Source organism: Cognatishimia sp. (genome assembly GCF_964229375.1).
In the GTDB taxonomy this organism is placed as follows: Bacteria; Pseudomonadota; Alphaproteobacteria; order Rhodobacterales; family Rhodobacteraceae; genus Cognatishimia.
In genome coordinates this window covers 1-5900 of the sequence record NZ_CAXREH010000084.1, presented here as the reverse complement: position 1 = coordinate 5900, position 5900 = coordinate 1, and the positions used below count along the sequence as shown (strand labels likewise).

5 protein-coding genes and 1 pseudogene are annotated in these 5900 nt (G+C 56.3%); 5 read left to right on the top strand and 1 reads right to left on the bottom strand.

The window, feature by feature from the left end:
- Together ACEQWH_RS06730 and ACEQWH_RS06725 are read left to right on the top strand one after the other, a co-directional pair.
- A pseudogene (locus ACEQWH_RS06730) lies at window positions 1-2394 on the top strand (DNA-directed RNA polymerase subunit beta'); the annotation flags it as partial.
- 117 nt (window positions 2395-2511) lie between these two features.
- Window positions 2512-3393 carry a DMT family transporter gene (locus tag ACEQWH_RS06725; protein WP_370229089.1) on the top strand — a complete coding sequence of 294 codons (882 nt, stop codon included), beginning with the start codon at window positions 2512-2514 and terminating at the stop codon, window positions 3391-3393.
- Here ACEQWH_RS06725 and ACEQWH_RS06720 read toward each other — a convergent pair.
- Entirely contained in the window at window positions 3378-4202 is an 825-nt protein-coding gene (locus ACEQWH_RS06720) for a putative rhamnosyl transferase (RefSeq protein WP_370229088.1), read from the bottom strand. The two genes, ACEQWH_RS06725 and ACEQWH_RS06720, sit on opposite strands and share 16 nt — an antisense overlap.
- 347 nt (window positions 4203-4549) lie before the next feature.
- Between ACEQWH_RS06720 and rpsL the strand changes: the two genes are divergently transcribed.
- The 3 genes from rpsL to ACEQWH_RS06705 all read left to right on the top strand — a co-directional run.
- Window positions 4550-4921, top strand: a complete 372-nt coding sequence (rpsL, locus tag ACEQWH_RS06715; protein ID WP_054000841.1) for a 30S ribosomal protein S12 — start codon at window positions 4550-4552, stop codon at window positions 4919-4921.
- Between the two features lie 15 nt (window positions 4922-4936).
- A complete protein-coding gene (gene rpsG / locus ACEQWH_RS06710; protein WP_370229086.1) occupies window positions 4937-5407 on the top strand; it encodes a 30S ribosomal protein S7 in 471 nt (156 codons plus the stop codon).
- 21 nt (window positions 5408-5428) lie between these two features.
- On the top strand, window positions 5429-5900 hold a 472-nt coding region (locus ACEQWH_RS06705; protein WP_370229084.1), incomplete at its 3' end, for a GTP-binding protein.

Below are 5900 nucleotides of genomic sequence, written 5' to 3'. Positions count from 1 at the left end.
GTTATCTTCTGTGACCAGATCATGTCCATGGGCTTTAAAGAAGCGTTCAAGGCTGGCATCTCGTTTGGTAAGGACGACATGGTTATCCCTGATGACAAATGGGGCATCGTTGATGACACCCGCGATCAGGTAAAGGACTTTGAACAGCAGTACATGGACGGTCTGATCACTCAGGGCGAAAAGTACAACAAAGTTGTGGATGCTTGGTCCAAGTGTAACGACAAGGTCACCGACGCAATGATGGGTACCATCTCTGCGGCGAAGACCGAAGAGAATGGCGCCGAAGCGGAGCCTAACTCTGTTTACATGATGGCCCACTCCGGTGCGCGTGGCTCGGTTACTCAGATGAAACAGCTGGGCGGGATGCGTGGCCTGATGGCGAAGCCGAATGGCGACATCATCGAGACCCCGATCATCTCGAACTTTAAAGAAGGTCTGACCGTTCTTGAGTACTTCAACTCCACCCACGGTGCCCGTAAGGGTCTGTCGGATACGGCGCTGAAGACTGCGAACTCTGGTTACCTGACACGTCGTCTGGTGGACGTGGCGCAGGACTGCATCGTTCGCATGAACGACTGTGGCACTGAAAACGCGATCACCGCCGAGGCGGCCGTCAACGACGGTGAAGTCGTCGCAACCCTTGCAGAGCGTGTTCTGGGCCGTGTGGCTGCAGAGGACATTCTGGTTCCAGGGTCTGACGAAGTGATCGTTGCCAAGGGCGAGCTGATTGACGAACTGATGGCGGATGCGATCGACGCAGCAGGCGTGGCCTCTGCACGGATCCGCAGCCCGCTGACCTGTGAAGCCGAAGAGGGCGTATGTACTCAGTGTTACGGTCGTGACCTCGCACGCGGTACCATCGTCAACACAGGCGAAGCCGTCGGTATCATCGCGGCGCAGTCGATCGGTGAACCAGGTACACAGCTGACCATGCGGACCTTCCACATCGGTGGTGTTGCGCAGGGTGGTCAACAGTCCTTCCAGGAAGCTTCCCAAGAAGGCACCGTGCGTTTTGAAAACGCCAACGTGCTGGACAACACACAGGGCGAGACTCTGGTGATGGGCCGTAACATGAAGCTCGAGATCGTCGATGAGGCGGGCGAGGTTCGTGTGACGCACAAGCTGGGCTATGGCTCTAAGCTGTTTGTCAAAGAGGGCGGCAAAGTCGCACGCGGTGACAAGCTGTTTGAATGGGATCCGTTCACTCTGCCAATTCTGGCCGAGAAAGACGGTAAAGCAAAGTTCGTGGATCTGGTTTCTGGTATCGCTGTGCGTGACGTCACCGACGAAGCGACCGGCATGACCCAGAAAATCGTGGCCGACTGGCGTTCGGCGCCAAAAGGCAACGAGCTGAAACCAGAAATCATTCTGGTGGATGGCGATGGCGAGCCTGTGCGCAACGCGGCGGGCAACCCTGTGACTTACCCAATGTCTGTGGACGCGATCCTGTCGGCCGAAGATGGTCAGGACGTGAAAGCCGGTGACGTTATCGCGCGTATTCCACGCGAAGGTGCGAAGACCAAAGACATTACCGGTGGTCTGCCACGGGTTGCCGAACTGTTCGAAGCGCGTCGTCCAAAAGATCACGCGATCATCGCAGAAATCGATGGTTACGTGCGCTTTGGCCGCGACTACAAGAACAAGCGCCGCATCTCGATCGAGCCAGCAGACGACAGCCTGGAAACCGTCGAATACATGGTGCCAAAGGGCAAGCACATTCCTGTACAGGAAGGCGACTTTGTCCAAAAGGGCGACTACATCATGGACGGCAACCCTGCGCCGCATGACATCCTGTCCATCATGGGTGTCGAAGCGCTGGCGGACTATATGATCGACGAAGTGCAAGATGTTTACCGCCTGCAAGGTGTTAAAATTAACGACAAGCACATCGAAGTCATCGTGCGTCAGATGCTGCAGAAGTGGGAGATCCTGGACTCAGGTGAAACCACGCTGCTCAAAGGCGAACATGTCGATAAGCAAGAGTTTGACGCAGCCAACGAGAAAGCACTTTCCCGTGGCAAGCGCCCAGCTCAGGGCGAGCCGATCCTCTTGGGTATCACCAAGGCGTCTCTGCAGACCCGCAGCTTCATCTCGGCGGCGTCCTTCCAGGAAACCACCCGTGTTCTCACCGAGGCCTCTGTCCAAGGTAAGAAAGACAAGCTGGTTGGCCTGAAAGAAAACGTTATTGTGGGTCGTCTGATCCCAGCCGGTACCGGTGGCGCAACCCAGCGTGTCCGTCGCATTGCGCAAGACCGCGACAACGTCGTGATCGAAGCGCGCCGCGAAGAAGCGGAACAGGCGGTTGCTCTGGCGGCGCCGACAGATGGCGATTTCTCTGCCGAGGATATCTTCGACAGCGGTTTCGTAGACGTCCCAGAAAGCCGCGAAGAATAAGCGCTGCTTGATAAGATTTGATGGACCCCGGTGTGAAAGCACCGGGGTTTTTCTTTGGGCTTTTCAGTCGGCATTTTCCGCCATAGGGTCGCTCTGTTCGAATGTGGGACTGGGACAATGCACGACAACGCCAAAGGCAGCCTTCTGATGGTCGGAGCCATGATCGGCTTTACGGTCAACGATGCGATCCTCAAGGTGATCGGGGGGCATATCCCTCTGTTTCAAATGGTTTTTCTGCGTGGCATCCCGGCCACGTTGTTTCTGGTTCTGCTGGCATGGCGCATGGGTATGCTGAGGGTGAAGGCACCTGCGCAAGACTGGGCGCTGGCGAGCCTTCGTGCCTTGATGGAGGTCGGCGCGGCCTATTTCTTTATCTCGGCCCTGCTGCGCATGGAGTTGGCCAATGTCACTGCTGTTCTGCAGGTTTTGCCGCTCTCGGTGGCGCTTGGCGCGGCCTTGGTTTTTCGCGAACCGTTGGGCTGGCGGCGGCTGTCGGCGATTTTGATTGGGTTTTGCGGCGTGATGCTGATCGTGCGTCCCGGTCCAGACGGGTTCACTGAGCAATCCATCTACGCGTTGATCACGGTGGCACTTGTCACAATCCGAGACCTTGCTGCGCGCCGCATGTCCAAGGCGATGCCGTCTATCGTGGGCGCGGCACTGTCGTCTTTTGCGGTCGGCAGTGCAGCCGGACTTGCCAGTCTGACAGAGCCCTGGGTTGCGGTGACTTCTCAAGACGCGGCCTATCTTTTCACGACGGCAATTGTGGTGGCGCTGGCCTATCTTTGCTCGGTCATGGCGATGCGGGTAGGGGAAATCACCTTTATTGCGCCGTTCCGCTATTCCGGCCTGATTGCTGCGTTGTTGATTGGATTGCTGGTGTTTGGCGAATGGCCAGATGCGCTTACTTTGATCGGTGCGGCCATCGTTGTGGCCACGGGTTTGTTCACGCTTTATCGCGAAAGCCTTGCACGCAAGAAAAATCAGCTGGCTGAATAGATCTCGCGCACCCTGTTGTTGTCGATCGCAAAGAGCTGTTTGAACAGGGTCTCTGCCTCGTCATCCATAGGCTGGAAATCCAGCCGTGCGACGTTCGATTTTTGGCGCGAGTCATTGAAGTCGCCGTGTCCTCGCAGGAACATCTCTTGGTCCGTAAAGGTGACCGACGGCATCGCCTGGTTCATTTTCTTATGCGAGAAATTCATGATGGATCGCTGCACATTCGGCTGCGCCACCATACCAAGGGCAACGCCGTAGTATTGCAGGACAGAGGGGGTAATCTCTAGCCCTTGCGGGGTCGGCCTGCCCGAGAAGCCGCGATTGAAATCGATCGTCAGCATATCGTTTTTGGCAATGATAGAGGCGGAGTCATCAACGGCTTCCCTAAGGCGCTCGACAAAGTTGATCGCAACCGCGTCGTCATCGTCATGCCGGAATTGGATCGAGGGCAGGTCGGTGTCTGCCTTATATTTGTTGATGATCTTTTGCATCGCGGGGCGATGCCGCTCTGACGGCCAGGGCACCAGCACAGCCTGAGGGACATCCGCCACCAGATCGTTCAACCGCTCCAGATAAGGCGCGGGAAGGCACTCGCCAATGGCGATCAGGAAGGTAAAGTTTGGGTCGGTCTGAGCGCGAATACTTGGCAGCGCGATGGCCTCAAATGAGCGAAACCGTTCTTCAATCCGCTCAGGGGCATAAAGATAGGCGCGGCGCTCTTCCAGTGTCTCGTGTCCGACCTGAAATCCACCGTAGGCTGGGTAGGAAAACCGACACAACCCAATGACTTGCATATCCTGAGATTTCATGTGACGTCCTGCTGCCTGCCTTGTTGGAAATCATGGCAGTCTGTCGTGCGCTTGGCAACCGGGCAGGGCTGTTGACATAGACAGCGACTCCGCCTATACGCCCGCACATCCGGCGCGTGGATTCCGTCTGCAATGCCGAAATCATATCTGTAGTGGCTCAAGGTCAGAGCACTTTTATCACTCTGGCCCTCTGTTACCCCACCGCGACGTTTACCTCGGAATGGAAACGTTTGCGGCTTTTTTGCTTTGGACCGCAGGGATGCGGAACAGGTGCGGGGCAGAACGGGTCAGAACCGAAACCGTCCGGGCAACCGGGCAAGAAGTTGAGAAACGGGAAAAGAGACCCTATGCCAACGATTCAGCAGCTGATCCGCAAACCGCGCCAGCCTAAAATCAAGCGCTCCAAGTCCCAGCACCTGGAGCAATGCCCTCAGAAGCGCGGCGTTTGCACACGCGTTTACACAACCACTCCTAAAAAGCCGAACTCCGCGATGCGGAAAGTTGCGAAGGTTCGCCTGACCAACGGCTACGAAGTGATCTCCTACATCCCAGGTGAAAGCCACAACCTTCAGGAACACTCCGTGGTTCTGATCCGTGGCGGCCGTGTAAAAGACCTTCCAGGTGTTCGTTACCACATTCTGCGTGGTGTTCTGGATACCCAGGGCGTCAAAGATCGTAAGCAACGTCGTTCCAAGTACGGCGCGAAGCGTCCTAAGTAAGAAGGATATTTATAGATGTCTCGTCGTCACGCTGCTGAAAAACGCGAAGTATTGCCTGACGCCAAATATGGCGACCGCGTACTTTCCAAATTCATGAACAACCTCATGATCGACGGTAAAAAATCCGTCGCAGAGAAAATCGTCTACAACGCGCTGGATCGCGTTGAGAACAAAGTTAAGCGCGCTCCTGTCGAAGTCTTCCACGAAGCACTCGACAACATTAAGCCGTCTGTCGAAGTTCGCTCCCGCCGTGTTGGTGGTGCAACTTACCAGGTTCCGGTTGAAGTGCGCCCAGAGCGCCGCGAAGCGCTGGCAATCCGCTGGCTGATCTCCGCGTCCCGCGGCCGCAACGAAAACACCATGGAAGAACGCCTCGCAGGTGAACTTCTGGATGCCGTGAACTCTCGCGGTTCCGCCGTTAAGAAGCGGGAAGACACTCACAAGATGGCCGAGGCGAACAAAGCCTTCAGCCACTATCGCTGGTAATTCCAAAAGGCTCATTGACAAATGGCACGCGAATATACGCTTAACCACTACCGTAACTTCGGTATCATGGCGCACATCGATGCAGGTAAAACCACCTGTTCCGAGCGCATCCTGTACTACACCGGCAAATCCCACAACATCGGTGAGGTGCACGACGGTGCGGCCACCATGGACTGGATGGAGCAGGAACAGGAACGTGGTATCACCATCACCTCCGCGGCGACGACCACTTTCTGGGAGCGCACCGAGGACGGTCAAACCGCAGACACGCCTAAGCACCGTCTGAACATCATCGACACCCCAGGCCACGTTGACTTCACCATCGAAGTTGAACGTTCGCTCGCGGTTCTCGATGGCGCTGTCTGTGTTCTGGACGCCAACGCGGGTGTCGAGCCACAGACCGAAACCGTGTGGCGTCAGGCGGACCGTTACAAGGTTCCGCGGATCGTCTTCGTGAACAAGATGGACAAGATCGGTGCTGATTTCTTCAACT